The sequence below is a fragment of the Bradyrhizobium neotropicale genome (assembly GCF_001641695.1).
Classification (GTDB): domain Bacteria; phylum Pseudomonadota; class Alphaproteobacteria; order Rhizobiales; family Xanthobacteraceae; genus Bradyrhizobium; species Bradyrhizobium neotropicale.
In genome coordinates this window covers 13,674-33,921 of record NZ_LSEF01000095.1, presented here as the reverse complement: position 1 = coordinate 33,921, position 20,248 = coordinate 13,674, and the positions used below count along the sequence as shown (strand labels likewise).

Annotated in this window: 19 protein-coding genes; 11 read left to right on the top strand and 8 right to left on the bottom strand. The window is 64.8% G+C overall.

Annotated features, from left to right (window positions below):
- Positions 1–53: 53 nt before the first annotated feature.
- The gene (locus AXW67_RS32515) at positions 54–1,313 is read right to left on the bottom strand and encodes an ABC transporter substrate-binding protein (protein ID WP_063681215.1); all 1,260 of its coding nucleotides are present in this window, start codon (positions 1,311–1,313) and stop codon (positions 54–56) included.
- A gap of 173 nt (positions 1,314–1,486) precedes the next feature.
- Between AXW67_RS32515 and AXW67_RS32510 the strand changes: the two genes are divergently transcribed.
- From AXW67_RS32510 to AXW67_RS32495, 4 genes are all read left to right on the top strand, one after another.
- Positions 1,487–2,980 carry an AMP-binding protein gene (locus tag AXW67_RS32510; RefSeq protein ID WP_063681253.1) on the top strand — a complete coding sequence of 498 codons (1,494 nt, stop codon included), beginning with the start codon at positions 1,487–1,489 and terminating at the stop codon, positions 2,978–2,980.
- Positions 2,977–3,624: a TetR/AcrR family transcriptional regulator gene (locus AXW67_RS32505; protein ID WP_063681214.1), complete on the top strand. Its 648-nt coding sequence runs from the start codon at positions 2,977–2,979 to the stop codon at positions 3,622–3,624. Before AXW67_RS32510 ends, AXW67_RS32505 begins: the two co-directional genes overlap by 4 nt.
- The gene (locus AXW67_RS32500; protein ID WP_063681213.1) at positions 3,621–5,531 is read left to right on the top strand and encodes a flavin-containing monooxygenase; all 1,911 of its coding nucleotides are present in this window, start codon (positions 3,621–3,623) and stop codon (positions 5,529–5,531) included. Before AXW67_RS32505 ends, AXW67_RS32500 begins: the two co-directional genes overlap by 4 nt.
- A gap of 193 nt (positions 5,532–5,724) precedes the next feature.
- Entirely contained in the window at positions 5,725–6,360 is a 636-nt protein-coding gene (locus AXW67_RS32495) for a 2-hydroxychromene-2-carboxylate isomerase (RefSeq protein WP_063681212.1), read from the top strand.
- A 9-nt stretch (positions 6,361–6,369) separates the two neighbouring features.
- On the opposite strand, the gene ald is transcribed toward AXW67_RS32495, so the two are convergent.
- A complete protein-coding gene (gene ald / locus AXW67_RS32490; RefSeq protein ID WP_063681252.1) occupies positions 6,370–7,485 on the bottom strand; it encodes an alanine dehydrogenase in 1,116 nt (371 codons plus the stop codon).
- A gap of 143 nt (positions 7,486–7,628) precedes the next feature.
- Here ald and AXW67_RS32485 point away from each other — a divergent pair, with 143 nt between their 5' ends.
- The 3 genes from AXW67_RS32485 to AXW67_RS32475 all read left to right on the top strand — a co-directional run bounded on the left by AXW67_RS32485 (position 7,629) and on the right by AXW67_RS32475 (position 11,163).
- Complete coding sequence (locus tag AXW67_RS32485; protein ID WP_027554801.1) at positions 7,629–8,108, top strand: Lrp/AsnC family transcriptional regulator; 480 nt, start codon at positions 7,629–7,631, stop codon at positions 8,106–8,108.
- A 112-nt stretch (positions 8,109–8,220) separates the two neighbouring features.
- Entirely contained in the window at positions 8,221–10,578 is a 2,358-nt protein-coding gene (locus tag AXW67_RS32480; protein ID WP_063681211.1) for an Orn/Lys/Arg family decarboxylase, read from the top strand.
- Between the two features lie 6 nt (positions 10,579–10,584).
- A complete protein-coding gene (locus tag AXW67_RS32475; protein ID WP_063681210.1) occupies positions 10,585–11,163 on the top strand; it encodes a GNAT family N-acetyltransferase in 579 nt (192 codons plus the stop codon).
- A 14-nt stretch (positions 11,164–11,177) separates the two neighbouring features.
- Here AXW67_RS32475 and AXW67_RS43365 read toward each other — a convergent pair whose 3' ends face one another.
- The gene (locus AXW67_RS43365) at positions 11,178–11,390 is read right to left on the bottom strand and encodes a hypothetical protein (protein WP_063681209.1); all 213 of its coding nucleotides are present in this window, start codon (positions 11,388–11,390) and stop codon (positions 11,178–11,180) included.
- 165 nt (positions 11,391–11,555) lie between these two features.
- Positions 11,556–12,605, bottom strand: coding sequence for a hydroxyacid dehydrogenase (locus tag AXW67_RS32465; protein WP_063681208.1), 1,050 nt, complete (start codon positions 12,603–12,605; stop codon positions 11,556–11,558).
- 252 nt (positions 12,606–12,857) lie between these two features.
- On the opposite strand from AXW67_RS32465, the gene AXW67_RS32460 reads away from it, so the two are divergent.
- From AXW67_RS32460 to AXW67_RS32450, 3 genes are all read left to right on the top strand, one after another.
- On the top strand, positions 12,858–13,433 hold the full coding sequence (locus AXW67_RS32460; protein ID WP_063681207.1) for a thiamine pyrophosphate-binding protein: 576 nt from the start codon (positions 12,858–12,860) through the stop codon (positions 13,431–13,433).
- 8 nt (positions 13,434–13,441) lie between these two features.
- Positions 13,442–14,038, top strand: coding sequence for a thiamine pyrophosphate-dependent enzyme (locus tag AXW67_RS32455; protein WP_027554795.1), 597 nt, complete (start codon positions 13,442–13,444; stop codon positions 14,036–14,038).
- Between the two features lie 77 nt (positions 14,039–14,115).
- Positions 14,116–14,490 (top strand): VanZ family protein, encoded by a 375-nt coding sequence (locus tag AXW67_RS32450; RefSeq protein ID WP_063681206.1) that lies wholly within the window; start codon positions 14,116–14,118, stop codon positions 14,488–14,490.
- Positions 14,491–14,532: 42 nt separating this feature from the next.
- Here the strand turns inward: AXW67_RS32450 and AXW67_RS32445 are convergent, their stop codons facing one another.
- The 4 genes from AXW67_RS32445 to gcl form a co-directional block, all read right to left on the bottom strand.
- Positions 14,533–14,919 (bottom strand): DUF1236 domain-containing protein, encoded by a 387-nt coding sequence (locus AXW67_RS32445; RefSeq protein ID WP_027554793.1) that lies wholly within the window; start codon positions 14,917–14,919, stop codon positions 14,533–14,535.
- 113 nt (positions 14,920–15,032) lie between these two features.
- Positions 15,033–15,920, bottom strand: coding sequence for a 2-hydroxy-3-oxopropionate reductase (locus AXW67_RS32440; protein WP_063681205.1), 888 nt, complete (start codon positions 15,918–15,920; stop codon positions 15,033–15,035).
- 216 nt (positions 15,921–16,136) lie between these two features.
- Positions 16,137–16,922 carry a hydroxypyruvate isomerase gene (hyi, locus tag AXW67_RS32435; protein WP_063681204.1) on the bottom strand — a complete coding sequence of 262 codons (786 nt, stop codon included), beginning with the start codon at positions 16,920–16,922 and terminating at the stop codon, positions 16,137–16,139.
- Positions 16,923–16,935: 13 nt separating this feature from the next.
- The gene (gcl, locus tag AXW67_RS32430) at positions 16,936–18,726 is read right to left on the bottom strand and encodes a glyoxylate carboligase (RefSeq protein WP_063681203.1); all 1,791 of its coding nucleotides are present in this window, start codon (positions 18,724–18,726) and stop codon (positions 16,936–16,938) included.
- A 307-nt stretch (positions 18,727–19,033) separates the two neighbouring features.
- Between gcl and AXW67_RS32425 the strand changes: the two genes are divergently transcribed.
- Positions 19,034–20,248 carry a metalloprotease gene (locus AXW67_RS32425; protein ID WP_063681202.1) on the top strand — a complete coding sequence of 405 codons (1,215 nt, stop codon included), beginning with the start codon at positions 19,034–19,036 and terminating at the stop codon, positions 20,246–20,248.

Here is a 20,248-nt window from a genome sequence, read left to right as displayed (position 1 = left end):
GAAAACCAGACGAATCCGGCGGAGACGGACGGCCGTCTCCGCCGTGCGCGCGATCAGGTGTAGCCCTTGCTCTTCTTCCACTCGGCTTCGAGCTCGAAGATGGTCTTCCAGTCGCCGGCCTTGACCTCCGGCACGTAGGGCTCCTGCGGGATCGTGGTGCCCCAGCCGATGGCGTAGCCGACCAACGTGTGGTCCTCGGCGCGCATCGTCACCGTGCCGTCGGCGCCGAACGGGCACTTGATCGTAAGACCCGCCAGTGCTTCCGCAAGCTTCTTGCCGTCGGCGGCGTTCGCCTTCTTCGCGGCTTCTGCCATCAGCATGACCGCGGTCGCGTTCTCCCACGACCAGTTGGTCGGATATTCGTTGTACTTCGCCTTGTAGGCATCGCCCCAGGCGGCGTTCTCCGGCGTCGCCGGGAAGGTCTTGATGTAGCGGTTGCCGGAGTGGATGCCCTTGGGCAGGTTCTTCACCACGGTGAGCGCGGTGTAATCGGCCATGTTGACCGCGAACACCTCCATCTGGCCGAACATCGCGTAGATGTTGGCCTGGTCGATGTAGGAGGTGAGATCGCCGCCCCACAGGCAGGAGTACAGTGCCTGCGGCTTCGCCTGCAGGATCTTCGTCACCACCTCGGTGTAGTCGGGCTGGAACAGCTTTGGCCAGGACTCGCTGATGATCTCGACGTCAGGCGCAAAGCGCTTCAGGTACAGCGTGAACTCTGCGGTGGTGTCGCGACCATAGGCATAGTCGGGTGAGCAGGTCGCCCATTTCTTCAGGCCCTTGGCCTTGGCGATCGCCGCAGCATAGCTGCCGCCGACGATCGAGTCGTGCACGCCCTGCCGCGCGGTGCGGAAGGCGTTGGGAATATGCTGCTTGGGGTCCGCGGTCAGCGCCGAGGTCTCCGAATTGGTGTGGATGCAGAACACGCCGAGATCGCGCGCGACCTCGTGCACCGCGAAGGCGCCGGACGAGGCTTCGGCATCGATCAGCAGCTCGCAGCCGTCGGTGTTGACGAGCTCGCGCGCGACGCGCGCGGCTTCCTGCGGCTGTCCCTTGGAGTCGCGGATCACCATCTCGATCTGGCGGCCGGCAAGGCCGCCGGCGGCGTTGACCTTCTCGACCTCGAGCATCACCGCGTTGCGCGACGACGTGCCGAGCTGCGCCACGCGGCCCGACAGAATCGTCGGCATGCCGATCTTGATGGTCTTGGCCTGGGCGCGCGCCACCCAGGGTGCGGCAACAGTCATCGCACCGGCGCCCATCAGCGCCAACGTTGAACGGCGGCTGATGCCCGGCCTGCGGGTTCTCGTCATCTTTTCCCTCCCTCTGTCGGGTCGGCGTTTCCAGTCCCTTGCCGGAGATCGTCTCGTCTCCGTGTTCCCAACAATTTCAGAGCAAGGGGGGTGACGTCAAGCCAAAGATGAATTACGAGTCAGAATTCATCGAAGGAGGAAGCGAGGCCGGCAAGCGGCCCGAAACCGGGAAAATGATCAATCTTTCGAGCTTCATCGCCTTTCATGCCCGGCGGACGCCGGCGCGGCCCGCACTGAAATATCGCGGCGAGGAGATCTCCTACGCGACGTTCGATGCGCGCATCCAGCAAGTGGCCGGCTGGCTCGCCGCGCAGGGCATCGGCGCTGGCGATGTCGTGGCCGTGCTGATGAAGAACAGCGCGGCCTTCCTCGAGCTTGTCTTCGCCACCAGCCATCTCGGCGGGGTGTTCCTGCCGATCAACTTCCGCCTCTCCCGCGACGAGGTCGGCTACATCGCCGGCAATGCCGGCGCACGCATCCTGATCGTCGATGAGGAATTGGTTGCGAATGCCACAGGGGCGGCGATCGTCGTGCTCAATGAGGTAGCTCAGCAGAGCGTCACGCGCCTTGCGGGTGACGCGCCGGCCGCGCCGATGCATATCCGCGCGCCGTCCGACCTGATGCGGCTGATGTACACCTCGGGCACCACCGACCGTCCCAAGGGGGTGATGCTCACCTACGAAAATTTCTACTGGAAATCGGCCGACCAGACGATCGCACTCGGCCTCAGCGCCAACACGCGGCTTCTCGTCGTCGGCCCGCTCTATCATGTCGGCGCGCTCGACCTGCCCGGCATCGCCGTGCTCTGGCATGGCGGCTTCATCTCGATCCAGCGCAACTTCGAGCCGGAGACGGCGCTCGCGGCCATCGCCGAGGACAGGCTCAACGCAGCCTGGTTGGCGCCGGTCATGACCACCGCGATCCTCACCTGCCCCACTCGCGAACGCTACGACGTCTCAACTCTGAAATGGGCGATCGGCGGCGGCGAGAAGACGCCGGAGGTTCGCATCCGCGCCTTCTCCGATTACTTCCGCAATGCGCGCTACATCGATGCCTATGGCCTCACCGAGACGGTGGGTGGCGATACCTTCATGGACGCTGGCCGCGAGATCGAGAAGATCGGCTCCACGGGCCGCGCCATCGCTCACGTCGAGATCGAGATCCGCGACGAGGCCGGCAATGAGCTGCCGCCGAACGTCGACGGCGAGATCTGCCTGCGCGGGCCGAAGATCACGCGCGGCTACTGGAAGGATCCGGAGAAGACCGCCGCAGCCTTCTTCGGCGACTGGTTCCGCAGCGGCGATGTCGGCTATCTCGACGACGAGGGCTTTCTGTATCTGACCGACCGCAAGAAGGACATGATCATCTCCGGCGGCGAGAACATCGCTTCCTCAGAGGTCGAGCGCGTCATCTACGAACTGTCAGAGGTGCGCGAGGTCGCGGTGATCGGCCTGCGCGATGCGCGCTGGGGCGAGAAGCCGGTCGCAATCGTCGTGCTGGCCGAAGGCGCGAGCCTCGAACTCCCTGCCCTCACCGAACACTGCCGCGCGCGGCTCGCGAGCTTCAAGGTGCCGAAACAGCTCATCATCCGCGACAGCCTGCCGCGCAATCCCAGCGGCAAGATCCTCAAGCGCGTGCTGCGCGCCGAGCTGGAGACCTCCGAATGACGCAGGTAGACACGACCGCAAAGGTGACGAAGCTCAACCGGGTCGAGCGCAACGCCTGGACCAAGCAGAAGATCTTTGATGCCGCGACCAAGGTCGTCGGCAAATATGGCTATGCCGAAGCCTCCGTCGCCCGCATCACCGAGCAGGCCGGCGTCGCCCAAGGCACCTTCTACAATCATTTCGAGAACCGCCAGGAGCTGCTCGACCAGCTCCTACCCAAGATCGGCCTCGACATGGTCGAGTTCATCCGCGCCCGCACCGGCACGGCGGATGCGGCGCGGCAGGAGATCGAGCGCTTCGCCGCCTTCTTCGATTTCATCCGCGAGGTGCCCGAATTCCTGCGCATCCTCAACGAGGCCGAGTTCTTCGCGCCCACGGGTTACCTGAAACATCTCGACAACATTTCGACCGCCTATGTGCGCATCCTGCGCCGCGCGCGGCTTGCCGGCGCGATCGAGGACTATAGCGACGAGGAGTTCGAAGCCATCGTCCATATGCTGATGGGCTCGCGCGGCTATCTCAGCCGGCGCTATTCCTATTCGGCCGAGGGCGTCACCGCCGTGCCCGAGCACGTCATCTCCGCCTATCGCAAGCTGATGACGCGCGGCCTCTTCAATGCACCCGGAGATCAGGACAAGCCATGAATATCGAATCTCCGCACAGGCCGCTCGATCTCGCCTCGACCATCGCCGAGGGCGATATCCGCTGCCTGCTGATGGTGCTCGTGCACATGACGGGCGATGAGCGCTGGCTCGAGCCGCCCTATCTGCCCAAGCGCGACATCCGCCTCATTCCCGATCCCGACGCCGGCGTGCCCGGGGAGGTCCAGGACGAAATCCGCGCCGCGGTCGTCAAACTCTTCGCCGATGGCACGCCGAAGCCTGTCATCACCGACCCCGGCGAGGAACTGCTGTTGAAGATGATGCGCGCCTGCCTTGGCGAAAACGTCGCGCCGGAATATGCGCCCTTGATGCGCGAGGAGATGGGTTTTGTGCCGCGCGAGGCGCGCTGGACCGAACGTCCCTCCGGCGACAAGCTTGCGCAGCAGCACATCCTAATCGTCGGCGCCGGTGTCTGCGCCATCGCGCTCGGCGTGGCGCTCGGCCACCTCGGCATCCCCTACACCATCGTCGAGAAGAACGACGAGCTCGGCGGCACCTGGTGGATCAACCGCTATCCCGGCTGCGGCGTCGATACGCCGAACCACTCCTATTCCTACTCCTTCGGTTCCCGCAATGCGTGGACACGCTATTTCTGCCAGCGCGAGGAGCTACTCGGATATCTCAAAAAGGTCGCCGATGAATACGGCATTCGCAAGCATTTGCGCGTCAACACCGAGCTGACGTCATCACGCTGGGATGAGGGCAAGCGACGCTGGATCTCCACGCTCAAGACCAGGAACGGCGAGGAGACCTTGGAATCCACCGCGCTGGTCTCAGCCATCGGCCAGCTCAACGATCCTTCCCGCGCCCGCTTCAAGGGCGAGAACGACTTCAAGGGAACGATCCTGCATTCGGCGCTGTGGTCGGGTGACATCAAGCTCGACGGCAAGCATGTCGCCGTGATCGGCACCGGCGCGACCTCGATGCAGCTGGTGCCGTCGATCGCCGGCCGCGTCGCTTCCGTCACGGTCTATCAGCGCACGGCGCAATGGGCGCGGCCGGTCAACGGCTATTCCGACCCGATCACCGAGGGCGCACGCTGGCTGCTCGCCCATCTGCCGTTCTACGTGCAGTGGTACCGCTTCAACATGTTCTGGCGTTACGGCGACGGACTGTTGCCCTTCCTGCGCAAGGACCCGGCCTGGCCCCATCCGGAGCGCGCCGTCAACAAGGGCAACGACCGGCACCGCCAGGAGCTGACCGACTTCATCCTGTCCGAGTTGCAGGATCGCCCCGACCTGATCGCGAAATGCGTGCCGACCTATCCGCCCTATGGCAAGCGCATCCTGCTCGACAATAGCTGGTTCAAGACGCTGACACGCGACAATGTCGAGCTCGTCACCGACGCGATCGATCATTTCGACCACGACGGCATCGTCACCGCCGACGGCGAGCACCGCCCTGCCGACATCATCGTGATCGCGACCGGTTTCAAGGTCACGGAGATGGCCGCGCGTCTCAACATCACCGGTCGCGACGGCAAGGATTTGCGGGCCGCCTGGAGCAACGACAATCCAACCGCGTTCCTCGGCCTCACCGTGCCCGGCTTTCCAAACTTCTTCTGCATGCTCGGTCCGAACTCCGGCCCCGCCCATGGCGGCAGCGTCATCTTCCAGTCGGAATGCCAGAGCCGCTACATCTCGGCCTGTCTGGTCGACATGATCGAGCACGACGTCGCCGCCATCGACGTCCACCAGGACGTGCTCGACGATTACGTCCGCAAGGTCGACGCCGAGCACGAGGCGATGATCTGGACCCATCCGGGGATGACCACCTACTACCGCAACAGCAGCGGTCGCGTGTTCTCGGCCATGCCATGGCGCTTCGTCGACTACTGGCGCATGACGCATGACCCGGATCTCGGCCAATACAAGCTGACGAAGGAGTGAAGCACCTATCCCACGCAGAATTACCGAAGTAGCAGCGTTCGCTCTCACCCATCGTCATTGCGAGCGCAGCGAAGCAATCCAGTACCTTTCCGCGGCGGCACTCTGGATTGCTTCGCTGTGCTCGCAATGACGGAGCTTGCGGCACTCACCTTCACCTTGCTGATAGCGCCGTGCGTTCGAAAGGAAGCCGCCCATGCCCAAGCCGCGCGTCCGTATCTATACCGACTACAAGAGCCCCTACGCATTCGTGGCCAACAAGCGCCTGTTCGAGCTCGAGGAGATGCACGGCGTCGAGTCGGAATGGCTGCCCTACACGCTGCGGGTTGCCGAATTCATGGGGACGGTCGAGGAGCGCACGCCGCATTTCTGGCGCAAGGTGCGTTACGCCTATATGGACGCGCGGCGCTTTGCCAATGCGCAAGGCCTGATCATGAAAGGTCCGCGGAGGATCTACGATGCCTTCTATTCCAGCGTCGGCATGCTGTTCGCGCAAGCCCACGGCTTCTTCCGCCCCTACCACGAAACGGTATTCCGCCGCTTCTGGAGCCATGAGCTCGAGATCGACGACCTCTCGGAAATTACGGGCATCATTACCGCGTGCGGCGGCTCGGCGAGCGAATTCGAAAGTTACGTCCGCGGCCCCGCACGCGCCGAGCACGACCGCATCATCGACGAGGCCGAAGCGCTCGGCGTGTTCGGCGTTCCCACCATGGTATTCAACGGCGAGCTATTCTGGGGCGGCGACCGCATCGACATGCTGATCGAGCGCATCAGGCGGCCGGAGACGATCGAAGCCGCGCTCGGCAGCCGCTACCGCAAGCCGGCGTAAGCGGCGTCTCTACGCCGCCAGCCCGCTCTCCACCGGTGCGAAGTCCAGCCCGAGACTCTCCGCGACCGCCTTGTTGGTGATGCGGCCGCGATGCACGTTGAGACCGTTGCGAAGGTGCGGATTCTCCAACACCGCGGCAAAGCCCTTGTTGGCGAGCATCAGTCCGAACGGCAGCGTCGCATTGTTCAGCGCCTGGCTCGAGGTCACCGGCACCGCGCCCGGCATGTTGGCGACGCAATAATGCACGATGCCGTCGACCTCGTAGGTCGGATCAGCGTGCGTGGTCGGATGCGAGGTCTCGAAGCAGCCGCCCTGGTCGATCGCAACGTCGACCAGCACGGCGCCCGGCTTCATCGATTTCAGCATCGCGCGCGTCACGAGTTTTGGCGCACTGGCACCGGGCACCAGCACCGCGCCGATCACGACGTCGGCGGCGAACACCTCCTCCTCGACCGCCTCGATGGTCGAAAAGCGAGTACGCACCCGCCCGAGAAAAACATCATCCAGTTGGCGCAGACGAGGAACTGAGCGATCGATCACCGTGACTTCGGCACCAAGCCCCGCCGCCATGCGGGCGGCCTGCGTTCCCACCACGCCGCCGCCGAGCACGACGAGCCGCGCCGGCTGCACACCGGGCACGCCGCCCAGGAGCAAGCCGCGGCCGCCGGCCGAACGCTTGAGCGCAGCGCCGGCGGCCTCGATGGCGAGGCGGCCGGCGACTTCGCTCATCGGCGCGAGCAGGGGGAGGTGCCCATTCGCGTCCGTGACCGTTTCATAGGCGATCGCGGTGCAACCGGAAGCGAGCAAGCCCTTGGCCTGTTCGGGATCCGGCGCGAGATGGAGATAAGTAAAAAGGATCTGGCTTTCACGGAGCTGGGCCCATTCGCTTCGTTGCGGCTCCTTCACCTTCACGATCATGTCGGACTTGGCGAATATCTCGCGGGCGCTCGCGGCGATCGTGGCCCCTGCCCGCTGGTAGACCTCGTCGGAGGCGCCGATGCCGCCACCGGCGCCGGTTTCGACCGTGACATGGTGCCCCGCCGCGACATATTCGCGAACGGCGCCCGGGGTGAGCCCGACGCGATATTCCTGCACCTTGATCTCCCTGGGGACACCGACGCGCATCGCGAGCTCCTCTGCCAACCTGTTGATTCTTTTGTTGATCGTAGCGGCAGGCGCGGTTTGGTTTCAGGCGAATATCCGCTAGTTTCGTGGTCCCGGCGCCGGTTTCCGGCGCGGAAGCGCCCTTTCACGCTGGAAACGAAACCTTGGCCCTCGACCGGAAAGACCTCGCGATCCTTGCGGAACTCACCACCAATGCGCGGGCCAGCCACACCGAGCTGGCCAACAAAGTCGGCCTGTCGAGCACGGCGCTGGCGCGGCGACAGAAGGCGTTGGAGGACGATGGCTATATCCAGGCCTATCAGGCCGCGCTCGATCTGACCCAATTCGGCCTTACCATTACGGTGCTGGTCCGCATCGCGCTGGAGAGCCAGAGCGATGACGCGCTGAAGGCCTTCGAGGCGGAGGTGGTGAAGTGCCCCTCCGTCGTGCGCTGCTTCCTGATGTCCGGCACCGACGACTACATCCTCATCGTGCTTGCCCGCGACATCCAGGATTTCGAGCGCATCCACCGCACCGAGCTGTCACGGCTGCCGCGCGTGGCGCGGGTGCAATCGAGCTTCGCGCTGCGCGAGATCGTCAATCGCGCTGTGCCGACGGTGGTGTTCGGCGAGGCGAAGCGCTAGCGGACGCCTCTCTCCGCGTCGTGACTGGCAAAAACGCCGGCCGGCCGCCGTTGTCATAGAACTGTCATCGAATGTGCCGAGACCTGTCGCTCTGGCACATTCGGGACCTGACATGGACTATTTCAAGCGCTTCAACTTCCTCTTCGCCGCGCCGGTGTTCGACGCCGACGACCTCGAAGGCATCCGCTTCAACCAGATCATCGAGGAGATCCAGCGCTCCGGCTTCGAAGTGGTCCGGGCCCGCAAGCTGGAGGACGCCGAGATCGCGGTGCAGACAGATGCCGCGATCGGCTGCATGGTGGTCGACTGGGGCAAGAAGGGCCTCGAGGGCAAGACGTCGGCGCTGATCAACCTGATGCGTCGCCGCGGTCTCGACTTCCCGATCATCCTCCTGATTCGGCGCAAGCGGTTCGAGGACCTTCCGGTCGAGGTGCTCGACTTCATCGACGGCTACGTCTTCCTCTCCGAGGAGACCCCGCCCTTCATCGCCAAGAACCTGATCAGCCGGCTCAAGCAATATGCGGAGACATTGAAGACGCCGTTCTTCGGCGCGCTGGTCGACTATGCCGAGGAAGGCAACCAGCTCTGGACCTGCCCGGGCCACAATGGCGGCATGTTCTACAGCCGCAGCCCGATCGGCCGCGTCTTCGTCGAGCATCTCGGCGAGTCCGTGTTCCGCGACGACCTCGACAATTCGGTGCTCGACCTCGGCGACCTCCTCACCCATGAAGGCCCGGCGCTGAAGGCGCAGAAGGAGGCCGCCCAGATCTTCGGCGCGGAGAAGACCTATTTCGTGCTCAACGGCACCTCGACCTCCAACAAGGTCGCGCTCGGCGCGCTCGTCACCGACGGCGATCTCGTGCTGTTCGACCGCAACAACCACAAGGCCGCCCATCACGGCGCGCTGATGATCAACGGCGGCATTCCCGTCTATATCCCGACCATCCGCAACGCCTGGGGCCTGATCGGCCCGATGCGCTGGGACGCGCTGGACGAGAAGGCCCTGCGCGAGGCGATCCGCAACCATCCGCTGGTCGAGGACCGCGACGCCTGGCGCAAGGAACGGCCGTTCCGCGTCGCCGTGGTCGAGCAGTGCACCTATGACGGCACGATCCACAGCGCCGAGATGATCCTGAAGCGCATCGGCCATCTCTGCGAGTACATCCTGTTCGACGAGGCTTGGGCCGGCTTCATGAAGTTCCACCCGCTCTATGCCGGCCGCTTCGCGATGGGGCTGTCGAACCTTTCGCCCGATGCCCCCGGCATCATCGCGACGCAGTCGACCCACAAGCAGCTTGCCAGTTTCTCGCAGGCCTCGCAGATCCACATCCGCGACCGTCATATCCGCGGCCAGAAGCGGCGCGTCGAGCACCGCCGCTTCAACGAGAGCTTCATGCAGCACGCCTCGACCTCGCCGTTCTATCCGCTGTTTGCCTCCCTCGACGTCGGCGCGCAGATGATGAAGGGCCGCTCCGGCGAAGTGTTGTGGGACGACACGATCCGGCTCGGCATCGAGCTGCGCAAGAAGATCCGCGCCATGGGCCGCGAGTTCGAGGAGAAGGAGCAGAACCCGGAACGGCGCTGGTTCTTCGAACCCTTCGTCCCCGATCGCATTGCCATTCCCGATGTCAGCCGCCCCGGCGCCGTGCACAACGTCGCCTGGGAGACGCTCTCGACCGATGAGCTCGCCACCAATCCCGCTCTGTGGCAGCTCTCCCCCGACAACACCTGGCACGGCTTTCCGGGCATGACCGAAGGCTTTGCCATGACCGATCCGAACAAGCTGACGCTGCTCACCCCCGGCTTCGACCGCACCACCGGCGCCTATGCGGAACATGGCATACCCGCCCCGGTCGTCGCGCAATTCCTGCGCGAGAACCGCATCGTCCCCGAGAAGAACGACCTCAACTCCCTGCTCTTCCTGCTCACGCCGGGCGTCGAGGCGAGCAAGGCCGGCACGCTGATCTCAGGCCTAGTCGCCTTCAAGAAGCTGCACGACGACAATGCGCTGCTGGCCGATGCCATTCCGGAATTCTATCAGCGGCGGCAGGCGCGCTATGCCGGCGTGCGGCTGCGCGATCTCTGCGCCGAGATGCACCGCTTCTTCCGCAAGGCCGACGTCAGCGCGCTGCAGGCACGGCAGTTCCTGCCCGAGCATCTGCCGGAGATCGCAATGTCGCCGCGCGACGCGGCGCGACGCCTGATCCGCAACGACGTCGACTATCTGCCGATCGAGGCGATCGCGGGGCGCATCGCGACCACGCCCTTCGTGGTCTATCCGCCCGGCATCGCCACCATCGTGCCCGGCGAGCGGCTGACGGAACGGGCCAAGCCCATGATCGATTATCTCAAGATGTTCGAGACCTGCTTCAACACGTTTCCGGGTTTCGAGGTCGAGATCCAGGGCGTCTACAAGGAGATCGATGCCGCCGGCCGCATCGGACTCTATACCTACGTCGTCGCCGAGTAGCCGCCGATGAACGGAACGAGCGTGATGCGCGCGGATGACGAGCCGGTCCTGGTCCGGCCCTCACGCGAGGGCGATGTCGAGGCGATGCTGGCGATCTACCGCCATCACGTCCGCCACGGCGTGCCGCGCGATGTCGAGGGAACCGGCGCGCCCGAGCCCGACGATCTGCGCGACCGGCGCAAAAACCTGAAGCAGACCCGCCTGCCGCACCTCGTCGCGACCTTTCGCGGCGAGGTCGTCGGCTACGCCTATGCGGTGCTGTTCCGCAAGCGCCCGGCCTATCGCTACACGGCGAAACACTCGATCTACGTCCACCACGAGCATCTCGGACGCGGCGTCGGGCGGCTGTTGCTCCAGGAGTTGATCGACGCCTGCGCAGCGGCCGGATTCCGCCAGATGATCGGCTATATCGATGCCGACAACGCGCCCTCGCTGACGCTGCACGAAAGGTTTGGCTTTGGCCGCGTTGGCCTCCTCTGCGGCGTCGCGTATCGCAACGGCCGCTGGTCAGACACTGTCATGGTGCAGCGCTCGCTCGGCGCCGGCGCGACCGCGCCGCCGCCGGCAACGTCCAGTGGACGCTAGACGGGCTCGCGCCCTTACGACGGAAAGTCAGCCGCTTTCACCTGGATCCGGTCGGCATGCAGGGACCAGTGATGCAAGGCCTGATCCTTGCAGAATTTTGCCTTCGCCCGCTCTCTGGCTTCGTCCTCATCGGAGGCGTCGATCTCGAGCGTGCCCTGGCAAACCTCGATCTGCCGGCCGTATTGGCCGAGCACGTCCTTCATGAACCTGACGACATAAGTTGACATGAGACCTCCTGCCGCCCCGGCGGCACTCTAATCCCATTTAGCCCGCACAGGGAAAGGAGATTTTGACGCGGATCAAGTTGAGTCGCGGTTCCCTGATTGCTCCGTCATTCCGGGGCGGCTCGAAGAGCCGAACCCGGCATGACGAGTGGACAGTGTGCCTGTCAGCTACCCCGGCAGCACCCCAAACGCCTGCCGGAATCGCTCCACATAGCGTGGCCAGACCTCGGGATTGATGATGCGCGGCGGCCGCTTGCCGTCGAGCGTATCCAGGACCTGCTCGGCCGCGATCCGGCCCATGTTCTGGCGCGCCTCCTTGGTGACGCCGGCAGTATGCGGGCTCGCCAGCACATTGTCGAACTGGAGCAGCGGATGCTCCGGCGGGGGCGGCTCCTTGGACCAGACGTCGAGGCCGGCACCCGCGATGCGCTGGTCGCGCAGCGCCTGGAGCAGCGCATCCTCGTCGTGGATGAAGCCGCGCGCGGTGGTGATGAAATATGCGTGCGGCTGCATCAATCCGAATTCGCGCACGCTGATCATGCCGCGGCTGCCTTTGTTCAGCGGACAGGAGATCGAGACAAAGTCGGCACGGCGCAGAAGTTCGTCGAGCTCGACCTTCTCCCCGCCCCGCTCGGCCATCACCTCGGCCGACAGATACGGATCGTAGGCCAGCACCTTCATGCCGAGCAGCCCCTTGCACAGCGCGGCGATGCGGCGGCCGACATTGCCGAGGCCGACGATGCCGACGGTCTTGCCCTCGACCTCGTTGCCGACGAGATCGTTGCGGTTGACGTCGCGCTCGCGACGCAGACGGCGGTCGGACTGGATGATGCGCTTGGACAGCGTCAGCATCATCGCCAGCGCATGCTCGGCGACGGAATGCGCGTTGCCGCCGGACTGGTTGACGACCAGCACGCCCGCCGCGGTGCAGGCCTCGACGTCGACGGGGTCAAAGCCCGCGCCGTTGCTGGAGACGAGCAACAGGTTCGGTGTCCGCTTCAGGAGGGCGGCATCGACGTGGAAGTGCGGCGCGAGCTCGTCGCGGGCCGCGCCGATCTGGTAGACATGCGCCGCACTGAGGATCGGGGCATAGAAGTCTTCGGGGCTTTCGTTCTCGATGCGGTCGAGCCGGACGTCAGGGCGCGCCTTCAGGATGTCGATGTAGATCGGATGGGCCAGGTATTTGACGTAGAAGACGCGCTTGTTGTTGACGGACATCAGGACCCTTCCGGCTCTACAAGGGAGGTCGTCAAGGCCGGCGCGGCACGCGCTCTTCCATGCTGTCCTCCCGCTTTTCTCGTTGTCGTTCCTTATGACATGGCGGTGCCAGCCGCGGCAGGCCGTCTGGCGCAGATCACGGTGCCGGCCGGGACATGTTGACAATCCCGCCCGCGGCGTCAAGTTCGGCACCAAGGCGGCCGCGACAGCCAGAGACCAAGAAACATGGAGCGGGGCCCAAGGGAGAACGCAATGGCGATTGCGGAGCAGCATAACTCGCCGGCCCAGGCGTCGAGCGACAAGGCATCCGCCGACACGACCTGGCACGGCATCATCCTGCAAACCCTGAAGCGGAACGAGATCAGCCTCGTGCCTTACGTGCCGGACCGCGTACTGACGCCGCTGATCAAGAGCCTGCACGCCGATCCCTTCTTCACGACCTTTGCCACCGCCCGCGAGGAGGAAGCCGTCGGAATCGTCTCCGGCGCCTGGATGGGTGGCCGGCGTGGGGCGGTGCTGATGCAGACGTCGGGCTTTGCCACACTCGCCAACGTGCTCGCCTCACTTGCCGTGCCCTACCAGATCCCGCTGATCATGTTCGTCTCCGAGCGCGGCACGCTCGGCGAGTTCAACTACGGCCAGTCGCTGGTCTGCCGCACCATGCGCCCGGTGCTGGACTCGCTGGCGCTCGAGCACCACACTATCACTCGGCTCGACGAGCTCGAATTCATCGTCGACCGCTCGATCAAGCAGGCCGTGACCACCCAGGCGCCAGTGGCGCTGATCCTCAACCCGCTGCTGACCGGCGGCAAGGTATTCGACAAGTGAGGCCGGCCATGGACACGCGCAACACCAAGGTGATGAACCGTTTCGATGTCACCTCGCGCCTGATCGCGAAGCTCAAGAACGAAGAGGCCGTGATCGGCGGCATCGGCAACACCAATTTCGACCTCTGGGCCGCCGGCCATCGCCCACAGAATTTCTACATGCTGGGCAGCATGGGCCTCGCCTTTCCGATCGCGCTCGGCGTGGCGCTTGCGCAGCCCGACCGCCGCGTGTTCGCGCTCGAAGGCGACGGATCGCTTTTGATGCAGCTCGGCACGCTCTCGACCATCGCGACCTTGAAGCCGAAGAACCTCACCATGATCGTGATGGACAACGGCATCTACCAGATCACCGGCGCGCAGCCGACGCCGGCCGCTGGCATCGCCGACCTCGTCGCCATCGCCGCCGGCTCGGGGCTCACCAACAGCAGCTGGGCCGCGGACGAGGACGATTTCGAGCGCCTGATCGACGAGGCACTCGAAGCCTCCGGACCGAGCCTGATCGCGGCCCGGATCGACGACAAGCCGGGCGTCGGCACCACGCGCCGCGATCCCGTGCAAATCAGGGAGCGTTTCATGCACGGCCTAGGCGTGCGCGAGCCACTTTAACGTTTCGTCATTAACTACACGGCGATCTGATCCCAGCATCGCAACAGCCCGTTGCAAATCCGTGCTAAGCGGCGCGGATGTCCCTTTTATTTCGTTCTTTTGCCTGGCTCCTTGCAGCCGCCGTCACCTTCGCCACCCTTGGACCGCCCGGCCTGCGGCCGCATTCCGCTCTCGGCCAGGATGGTGAACACGCCCTCGCCTTCATTCTGATCGGGCTGGCCTTCGGCCTCGCCTATCGGCGGCGGCGCCTCGCGGTCGCGGCGCTCTCAGTGGCCCTGATCGGCCTGCTCGAGCTGATGCAGTTCTGGGCGCCGGGACGGCATGCGCGGCTGGAGGACTTCTTGGTCGATGCGCTCACAGCCTGCCTCGGCTTTGCACTTGCCGCTGCGGCCGATTGGACCTTGGCGCGCTTTGGCGCAACGACTGTGGCAAGCGAAAGCCCCGCGGAGTGATGCTCCGCAGGGCCTGATTGTCTTCGCCTACTCTCGCGGCGATCAGTCGAGAATCCTGATGACGCGGCGCGTCCGCGGCTCGACGATCACGCGGCGGTCATTCACGACCGCATAGCGATATTCGGTGTAGTTCGGCACGGGACGCAGCACCACAGTCGGCGGCAGCGGCTCGCCGACCACGACGCGCTCATGCACCACGACCGACGGCTCGCCGCGCGGGATTCCGCCCAGCACCGCGTTCGGAATTTCGAGGCCGGCGCCGACGGCCGCACCCACGGTGCCGCCGACCATTGCGCCGACCGGGCCGCCGATCTCGCCGCCCGCGCGTGCGCCGTTCGCAGCGCCCTCGGCGGTCGTCGACTGTGCAAAGGCTGCGCTCGATGCCAGCAGCGACGCGGCAGCCAACGAAATCGCAAGACGGGTTTTCATGTCCTTCTCCAGTGTTGGTTGTGCGCCGTCAACCGCGCGGCCCCGGTCATAGTTCCGGTTCCACACTGATCAAAGACACGCCAAAATACTGGGAACCGTTACTGCGTAACTGTTCAGGCCGCACCGATCTCGTGACCCGCCATCAGTTCCAGCGCTCGCACCATCGCCGAATGATCCCAGGCCTTGCCGCCATGCGCGGTGCAGGCCGAGAACAATTGCTGCGCCACCGCCGTGCTCGGCAGCGAAAGCCCCAGCGAACGCGCGCCTTCGAGCGCGAGGTTGAGATCCTTCTGGTGCAGCTCGATGCGGAAGCCCGGATCGAAATTGCGCTTCACCATGCGCTCGCCATGCACTTCGAGAATCCGCGACGAGGCAAAGCCGCCCATCAACGCCTGCCGCACCAGCGCAGGATCGGCGCCGGCTTTCGACGCGAACAGCAGCGCCTCGCCCACCGCTTCGATCGTGAGGGCCACGATGATCTGGTTGGCGACCTTCGTGGTCTGGCCATCGCCGTTCGCGCCGACTCGGGTGACGTTCTTGCCCATCTTGTCGAAGACCGGCTTCATGGTGTTGAAGGCACGCTCGGGACCGCCGACCATGATGGTGAGGCTCGCCGCCTTGGCACCAACTTCGCCGCCGGAGACCGGCGCGTCGAGATAGTCCGCGCCGAGCGCCTCGATCTTCTTTGCGAACTCTTTTGTGGCCAGCGGCGAGATCGAGCTCATGTCGACGACGATCTTGCCCTTCGAGATGCCGCTCGCGACGCCGTCCTTGCCGAACAGCACCGCTTCGACATGCGGCGTATCCGGCACCATGACGATGACGGCATCCGCCTCCTCCGCCACCTGCTTTGCCGATTTGCAGGCAACGCCGCCAGCCGAGATCAGCTCCGGCGCGACCGGCGCGACGTCATGCAGGAACAGCCGATGGCCGGCGGCCTGGAGATGGCCGGCCATCGGCCGTCCCATGGTGCCAAGTCCAATGAAGCCGATATCGATCATGGTTTGACTTTCTCTCAGTTGTATTAGCGAAATTGATCACGTGCTCGGTGCACCTCTCCCGCGTGCGGGAGAGGTCGGCGCATAGCGCCGGGTGAGGGCTTTCTCCGCTTGGGGATTTTCTCGGCGCGCCTCAGAAATTCTCGTCGTTGAGACACCCTCTCCCCAACCCTCTCCCGCAAGCGGGAGAGGGAGCACACCGTCGTCGTGGCCGCGCTCTCAGGTCTCGAACGTCTGCGCCGCATGCCACGAGAGCCCTTCCAGCGTCGTGGTGCGCGGCTTGTATTCGCATCCGATCCAACCGCGATAGCCGATGGCGTCGAGGTGGCGAAACAGGAAGGGATAGTTGATCTCGCCCGTGCCGGGCTCGTGGCGGCCGGGATTGTCGGCAAGCTGGATGTGGGCGATGCGGTCGAGATATTCCTGCATGGTGCGGGCGAGATCGCCCTCCATGATCTGCATGTGATAGATGTCGTATTGGACGAAAAGATTGCTCGACCGCACCTCGGAGATGAGCTGTACCGCCTGCTCGGTACCGCTCAGGAAGAAGCCGGGAATGTCGAGCGTGTTGATCGGCTCGACCAGCAGCTTGATGTTCTCCCGCGCCAGCGTCGAAGCTGCAAAGCGCAAATTTCCGACCAGCGTCTCATTGAGCTCGCGCGGGTCTGCATCGACAGGCGCGATGCCGACGAGGCAGTTGAGCTGCTCGCAGTCGAGCGCCTTGGCATAGTCGATGGCGCGGAACACGCCGTCGCGGAATTCGCTGACGCGATCGGGCAGGATCGCGATGCCGCGCTCGCCCGCCGCCCAGTTGCCAGCCGGGAGATTGTGCAGCACCTGCGTCAGCCCGTGAGCCTCGAGCTGCTCGCGCAGCAGCGCCTTGTCGAAATCATAGGGAAAGAGATATTCGACCCCACTGAAGCCCGCCGCTTTCGCCGCTGCAAAGCGGTCGACGAACGGCATCTCGTTGAAGAGCATGGTGAGGTTGGCGGCAAATTTCGGCACGATGCTGTCCTCCCTATTCCGCCGGCTCGAGTGCGCCCGGCCGCGTGCTCTCGACCTCGTCGAGCGGCAGATCCAGCACCTCCTCGAACTCGACGATGTTGTCGATCTCCGTGCCCATCGCGATGTTGGTGACGCGTTCGAGGATGAACTCGACGACGACGGGAACGCGGTGCTTCGCCATCAGCTCGCGCGCGGTCGCGAACGCGGCCTGTGCGTCCTTCGGGTCGGTGACACGGATCGCCTTGCAGCCGAGGCCTTCGGCGACCGCGACATGGTCGACGCCGTAGACGCCGATCTCGGGCGCGTTGATGTTCTCGAAGGAGAGCTGGACGTGATAGTCCATGTCGAAGCCGCGCTGGGCCTGGCGGATCAGGCCGAGATAGGAGTTGTTCACGACGACGTGGATGTAGGGCAGATTGAACTGCGCGCCGACCGCGAGCTCCTCGATCAGGAACTGGAAGTCATAGTCGCCTGACAGCGCGACGATGTCGCGATCGGGGCACGCCGCACGCACGCCGAGGGCGGCGGGCAGCGTCCAACCAAGCGGACCCGCCTGGCCCGCATTGATCCAGTTGCGCGGCTTGTAGACGCCCAAAAACTGCGCGCCGGCGATCTGCGACAGGCCGATCACGGTGACGTAGCAGGTGTCGCGGCCGAAGGCCTTGGTCATCTCCTCATAGACGCGCTGCGGCTTGATCGGCACGTTGTCGAAATGGCTCCTGCGCAGCATCGAACGCTTGCGATCGCGGCAGGCCGCGGGCCACGCCTGGCGCTCGCGCAACCTGCCTGACCGCCGCCACTCCCTGGCGACGGTGACGAACAGCTCGAGCGCGGCCTTCGCGTCCGAGACGATGCCGAGATCGGGATTGAACACGCGCCCGATCTGCGTCGGTTCAATGTCGACATGCACGAAGGTGCGGCCCTTGGTGTACGTCTCGATCGAGCCGGTGTGGCGGTTGGCCCAGCGGTTGCCGATGCCGAGCACGAAATCGGATTCGAGCATGGTGGCGTTGCCGTAGCGGTGGCTGGTCTGCAAGCCCACCATGCCGGCCATCAGCACGTGATCGTCGGGGATCGCACCCCACCCCATCAGCGTCGGCACCACGGGCACGTTCAGGATCTCGGCGAATTCGACCAGGAGGTCCGAGGCGTCGGCGTTGATGATGCCGCCGCCCGCCACGATCAGCGGCCGCTCGGCCGCATTCAGCATCTCCAGCGCCTTCTCGACCTGCTTGCGCGTCGCGGTCGGCTTGTAGACCGGCAAGGGCTCATAGGTCTCGTCGTCGAACTCGATCTCGGCGAGCTGCACGTCGAGCGGCATGTCGATCAGCACCGGCCCGGGTCGGCCCGAGCGCATGATGTGGAAGGCCTGGCTGAACACGCGCGGCACCAGCGCGGGCTCGCGCACGGTGACCGCCCATTTGGTCACGGGCTTTGCGATCGACTCGATGTCGACGGCCTGAAAATCCTCCTTGTAGAGCCGTGCACGCGGCGCCTGCCCGGTGATGCAGAGGATCGGGATGGAATCGGCGATGGCCGAATAGAGCCCGGTGATCATGTCGGTGCCTGCCGGCCCCGACGTGCCGATGCAGACGCCGATATTGCCGGCCTTGGCGCGCGTATAGCCTTCCGCCATGTGCGAGGCGCCCTCGACATGACGCGCCAGGATGTGGCGGATCGACCCGCGCTTCTTCAGCGCCGAGTAAAGCGGATTGATCGCCGCTCCGGGAACGCCGAAGGCGGTCGAGACGCCTTCCTTCTCCAGAATTCGCACGGCTGCATCGACAGCTCGCATCTTCGCCATATCGGACCTCGCTCGGTTGCGTTAGCGCGAGCGGGATCATCAGGCGCGCGAGCCGTGATCTCAACGAGATCGGTTTTGTTTCCCGCGGAGTGGAAGGGGCGCAAGAAAATCACAACAAATCAGGCGGTTGACGAAATCACCTCATGGAAACGGGCGGCGCCTCGTGGGTGGGTAGTGTTCCTTCCCCAACCGCCGCCGCGCGGCTTTTCCGGCACAGCCTCTGCGCCGCCAAAGCCGGGGTCTCTACCGCGCTGCTCCAAATGCGTTTTCCCATGAACTTCCGCCGTCCCATTGCGACCAACAGACCATGCTCAGATTGCTCGCCATACCGATCGAATTGTTGCGCATCGCTTTCTATGCCTTGCAGGGGCTCGTGGACGCGCTGAGAGCGCGGGACCGGCTGAGTCTGGAATTCAGCGTCCTCGTCAACGCGCCGCGCGACGCCGTGTGGCGCTTCAGCACCGCCGACCGCATGGTGCTGGACGGCCCACCCGTGCTCGAGATCTCGCGCGAACCCGTGCCTGATGCCGATGACCTGTGGCTGACGCGCGTTTCGGTCAGCGGCCTGCCCAGGGCGCAAGCCGTCACGCGCGAGCTCGTACGCGACGAAGCCCAAGGCGTCTTGGTCGCGCAGGCGGTGCCACACGCGCTGTCCGTGCCGCCGGAGGGTGGCCGCAATGTCAAATCGGAGATGAGGGTGGCGGCGACGGCACAGGGAACGTCCCTCACCGTGTTCAACGAAATGACTGTGCGCTCGTTTCGCGACCGCATCATCTATCCGCTCAGCCTGCGCCGGATGGCGCTCCTGATCAAGCAGCAGTGTGAGGCAGAGGCTGGCACGCAGAGCCGCGCCGCCGTTCTCGCCAATCACGGGCTGGTGCTGTCGGCTGTGGCATTCCTCAGCTTCTGCTACCTGTTCGGCTGGAAGGAAGGACTGCTGCTGTCGATCGTCGTCGTCCTGCACGAGCTCGGACACGCCGCGGCGATGCTGATGTGCGGCGTCGGCGTCCGCGGCATCTATCTCATCCCCTTCTTCGGCGGCGCCGCCGTTCCAAAGACCGCCTACGGAAGCGAAGACCGGCTCGGCTTCGTCGCCCTGATGGGACCGGGCTTCAGCCTGATTCCGACGCTCGGCCTGTTCGCAATGTCCCCGTCGAGCGGCGGAACCGATCTCTCCCATGCCGCGCAGATGTTTGCGATCATCAACGCCGCCAACCTGCTGCCGATCTACCCGCTCGACGGCGGACAGATCCTCAACGCGCTGATCGGCTCGGTGAACCAAAGGGTAGCACAGGTCGCGAGCTGGTTGGGCTTGCTGGCAGGCCTCGGTCTTGCCGTCGAATTCGAATCATTGCTGATCGGAATTCCGTTCCTGCTGTTTGCGCTCCAGCGCTATCTGTCGGGCAACAGGACTTCCCAGCTCGAACCTCTGTCCTTCGCTGGCGGCCTTGCGCTTGCAATCGCCTCGGTCGCGACCTTCGCGTTGTATGTCTACGTCGTCATCAAGACCGGGGGCACCTGA

Bases quoted from the DNA above. Each gene is read 5' to 3' on its own strand.
- AXW67_RS32515 (WP_063681215.1), bottom strand. From the start codon at position 1,313: ATGACGAGAACCCGCAGGCCGGGCATCAGCCGCCGTTCAACGTTGGCG.
- AXW67_RS32510 (WP_063681253.1), top strand. From the start codon at position 1,487: ATGATCAATCTTTCGAGCTTCATCGCCTTTCATGCCCGGCGGACGCCG.
- AXW67_RS32505 (WP_063681214.1), top strand. From the start codon at position 2,977: ATGACGCAGGTAGACACGACCGCAAAGGTGACGAAGCTCAACCGGGTC.
- AXW67_RS32500 (WP_063681213.1), top strand. From the start codon at position 3,621: ATGAATATCGAATCTCCGCACAGGCCGCTCGATCTCGCCTCGACCATC.
- AXW67_RS32495 (WP_063681212.1), top strand. From the start codon at position 5,725: ATGCCCAAGCCGCGCGTCCGTATCTATACCGACTACAAGAGCCCCTAC.
- ald (WP_063681252.1), bottom strand. From the start codon at position 7,485: ATGCGCGTCGGTGTCCCCAGGGAGATCAAGGTGCAGGAATATCGCGTC.
- AXW67_RS32480 (WP_063681211.1), top strand. From the start codon at position 8,221: ATGGACTATTTCAAGCGCTTCAACTTCCTCTTCGCCGCGCCGGTGTTC.
- AXW67_RS32475 (WP_063681210.1), top strand. From the start codon at position 10,585: ATGAACGGAACGAGCGTGATGCGCGCGGATGACGAGCCGGTCCTGGTC.
- AXW67_RS43365 (WP_063681209.1), bottom strand. From the start codon at position 11,390: ATGTCAACTTATGTCGTCAGGTTCATGAAGGACGTGCTCGGCCAATAC.
- AXW67_RS32465 (WP_063681208.1), bottom strand. From the start codon at position 12,605: ATGTCCGTCAACAACAAGCGCGTCTTCTACGTCAAATACCTGGCCCAT.
- AXW67_RS32460 (WP_063681207.1), top strand. From the start codon at position 12,858: ATGGCGATTGCGGAGCAGCATAACTCGCCGGCCCAGGCGTCGAGCGAC.
- AXW67_RS32455 (WP_027554795.1), top strand. From the start codon at position 13,442: ATGGACACGCGCAACACCAAGGTGATGAACCGTTTCGATGTCACCTCG.
- AXW67_RS32450 (WP_063681206.1), top strand. From the start codon at position 14,116: ATGTCCCTTTTATTTCGTTCTTTTGCCTGGCTCCTTGCAGCCGCCGTC.
- AXW67_RS32445 (WP_027554793.1), bottom strand. From the start codon at position 14,919: ATGAAAACCCGTCTTGCGATTTCGTTGGCTGCCGCGTCGCTGCTGGCA.
- AXW67_RS32440 (WP_063681205.1), bottom strand. From the start codon at position 15,920: ATGATCGATATCGGCTTCATTGGACTTGGCACCATGGGACGGCCGATG.
- gcl (WP_063681203.1), bottom strand. From the start codon at position 18,726: ATGGCGAAGATGCGAGCTGTCGATGCAGCCGTGCGAATTCTGGAGAAG.
- AXW67_RS32425 (WP_063681202.1), top strand. From the start codon at position 19,034: ATGCTCAGATTGCTCGCCATACCGATCGAATTGTTGCGCATCGCTTTC.